Annotated in this window: 1 protein-coding gene and 3 pseudogenes; 2 read left to right on the top strand and 2 right to left on the bottom strand. The window is 73.1% G+C overall.

What is annotated here, in order from left to right:
* Window positions 1–295 (bottom strand): annotated as a pseudogene (locus tag AOK08_RS35770) (hypothetical protein); the annotation flags it as partial.
* A gap of 114 nt (window positions 296–409) precedes the next feature.
* Between AOK08_RS35770 and AOK08_RS35765 the strand changes: the two are divergent.
* Window positions 410–1,592: pseudogene (locus AOK08_RS35765) on the top strand (adenosine deaminase).
* A 137-nt stretch (window positions 1,593–1,729) separates the two neighbouring features.
* The gene (locus AOK08_RS35760) at window positions 1,730–2,413 is read left to right on the top strand and encodes a glycerophosphodiester phosphodiesterase (protein ID WP_055533758.1); all 684 of its coding nucleotides are present in this window, start codon (window positions 1,730–1,732) and stop codon (window positions 2,411–2,413) included.
* 6 nt (window positions 2,414–2,419) lie between these two features.
* On the opposite strand, the pseudogene AOK08_RS35755 reads toward AOK08_RS35760, so the two are convergent.
* Window positions 2,420–3,166: pseudogene (locus AOK08_RS35755) on the bottom strand (sigma-70 family RNA polymerase sigma factor); the annotation flags it as partial.

Below are 3,166 nucleotides of genomic sequence, written 5' to 3'. Positions count from 1 at the left end.
CGGGTGGCGGGGTGGTACCGCCCTTGTTCCAGAACACCGTGCCGCCGGGGCCGTCAGGTGCGGAACCCAGGCGAGGGGCGTCGTCCGCCGGTGGCGCCCAGGGGTTGAACTCGGGTTCGGGATCCGTCGTACCGCCCGAGGCGGACCCGGCCGGAGCCTTGTCCAGCGGGACCCGCGCCGGCGTGCCGTTCGCGGGGCTCTCGCTGGCGGTCTCACCGGTCGCCGCGCCCTCGGAACTCGCCCCCTCCACGGGGGTGTTCTCCGGTGGTTGCGGCGGCTGCGCGGCGTCGGACATGCGTGGGGTCCCCTCGTTCGTGCGTTCTGTCATGCTACGGCCCGCGATCTCTGGGCGACGGGGCGCCTCCCTCCGCCCTACGCACCCACACCCGCACCTGTCCCGGGGACGGGAATCCCCGGGCGTCCCCCCGTCGGCCCGGCCTACGATGATCCCCGAGTCATCGATCAGCCGATCACCGCGTCCCGCGGACCTCCGCACGGTCCGGGGCGCCGTTCCCGGGGAGGAACCCTTGACCGACCGCCACCAGCCTGCCGCGTCCGGCGCCCGTGACCCGCACGCCTTCATCGCCGGGCTGCCCAAGGCCGAACTGCACGTCCACCACGTGGGCTCCGCCTCCCCCCGGATCGTCTCCCAGTTGGCCGCGCGCCACCCCGACTCCCAGGTCCCCACCGACCCCGAGGCCCTCGCCGACTTCTTCACGTTCACGGACTTCGCCCACTTCATCAAGGTGTACCTGTCCGTCGTGGACCTCATCCGCACTCCCGAGGACGTACGGCTGCTGACCTACGAGGTCGCCCGGGACATGGCCCGGCAGCAGGTCCGGTACGCCGAGCTGACCATCACCCCGTACTCCTCCGTCCGCCGTGGCATCGACGCGCGCGCCTTCATGGACGCGATCGAGGACGCCCGGAAGTCGGCGGAGGCCGAGTTCGGGACCGTACTGCGCTGGTGCTTCGACATCCCGGGCGAGGCCGGGCTCGAATCGGCCGAGGAGACGCTGCGGCTCGCCACCGACGACCGGCTGCGCCCGGAGGGCCTGGTCTCGTTCGGGCTCGGCGGGCCCGAGATCGGCGTACCGAGGCCGCAGTTCAAGCCGTACTTCGACCGGGCGATCGCCGCCGGACTGCGGTCGGTGCCGCACGCGGGCGAGACCACCGGGCCGGAGACGGTCTGGGACGCGCTGAACCACCTGCGCGCCGAGCGCATCGGACACGGCACGAGTTCCGCGCAGGACCCCGCGCTGCTCGCGCACCTCGCCGAGCAGCGCATCGCCCTGGAGGTCTGCCCGACCTCCAACATCGCCACGCGCGCGGTGCGCACCCTCGACGAGCACCCCCTCAGGGAGTTCGTGCGGGCCGGTGTCCTCGTCACGATCAACTCGGACGACCCGCCGATGTTCGGCACCGACCTCAACAGCGAGTACGCCGTGGCCGCCCGGCTGCTCGACCTCGACGAGTGGGGTCTCGCCGACCTCGCGAAGAACGCCGTCGAGGCCTCCTTCCTCGACCCGGCGGGCAAGGCGGCGCTGGCCGACGAGATCGACGCGTACACCTCGGCGTGGCTCGCCTCCTGAGGCACCTCGCCACCCCTGGGGCCTGTCCGGCGGATCAGCCCGCAGACGCGGGGTGATCCGCCGGCGTCGGCGACCGCGCCGTTGGTTCCCCGTGGCCCGATCCGCCGGACAGGCCCTCGCCCCAGCACAATGGGCCCATGCAGAACGTGACCGCCGTGGCCCATCGCGGCGACCCCTACCGCGCCCGTGAGAACACCATCGACTCGCTGCGTTCCGCGCTCGAACAGGGCGCGGACGCCGTCGAGATCGACGTACGGCTCACCCGGGACGGCGTGCCAGTGCTGCTGCACGACGCGACGCTGAAACGGCTGTGGGAGCAGGAACGGCCGCTGTCCGCGCTGTCGGCGGCCGAGGTGCGCGGGCTGACGGAGGGCGGGGTGCCGACGCTCGCGGAGGCGCTGGCCGTGACCGAGGGCAGCCGGGTGATGATCGATCTGCCGGGATCGCCCGACGAGCGGGCGGTACGGCGGGTGGTGGACGTGGTCCGGGAGTGCGGGGCGCAGGAACGCGTGTACTACTGCGCGGACGCCCAGGCCATGCTCGCGGTGCGCGCGGCCGACCCGTCCGCCGAGATCGCCCTGACCTGGAAGTCCGTCGCCCCGCCGCGCCCGGCCCTGCTCGCGGCGGTGCGCCCGCGCTGGCTCAACTACCGCTTCACCCTGGTCGACCGGAAGCTCACGGCACAGGTGCACCGGGACGGTCACCTGATGTCGGTGTGGACTCCGGACACCGTCCGTGCCATGCGGCGGCTGCTGGACGCCGGCGTCGACTCGATCACCACCAACCGGATCGACGCGCTGTGCGCCCTGCGCAAGGGCTGACAGTGCCTAGACCCGGGACTCCTGGGCGACGGTCGCCGGGTCGGCCGGGGTGTCCCGGGTGACGTACTGCGGTACGGGAGTGTCGTCCTTGCCGGTGTCGCGGACCAGGCCGTAGCGGAGGGCGCCCTGGGGCGGTCCGGTGGTCACGTCGGCCTCCGCCTGGTCCCAGGTGGTCGGGAAGACGTTCAGGTTGTAGTCGGCGCCGCGTTCGTTCACGGTGAGGGTGACGCTGCCGTCGACGTAGAAGTACTCGTTCTGCCACATCTGCTGGGTGCCGGGCGGCGGGACGGCGTAGCCGGTGGCCGCGCTGCCCATGCCGGTCGCGGAACCGTCGGTGCCGCCGGCCCGGTCGTCCATCCGGCGGCCACCGCCCGAGGCCACGTGGAAGAGCCTGCCCTTGAGCCCGGTCCAGGTCGGCATGACCAGGCCGCCCGCCCGTTCCTGCGGCACGATCTGCCAGCGGACGAGGACATAGCCCTGGCCGGTGAGCGTCACGCTGTCCCCGCGGTGGTTCATGGTGGCGTGCGCGCCGCCGGTGCTGGTGATCCCGGCCTCAAGCCGGTGCGGGAGGGCGGCGGGCCGCGTGTTCGGGTCGGGTGCCTTGTCGACGGCGTCGACGACCGAGCCGTACGGGCCGGAGGCCGGATCCGGCTTCGGCCGGGTCGCCGACGGGGTGGGAGAGGGCGAGGCAGATGCCGGGGGTGAGGGCGAAGGGGTCGGTGACGGAGAACTGGGCGCCGAGGTGGCGCTGTC

Source organism: Streptomyces graminilatus, assembly GCF_001418565.1.
GTDB lineage: Bacteria > Actinomycetota > Actinomycetes > Streptomycetales > Streptomycetaceae > Streptomyces > Streptomyces graminilatus.
The sequence above is the reverse complement of the archived record's forward strand: the minus strand, read 5'-3'. Positions and strand labels throughout refer to the sequence as shown.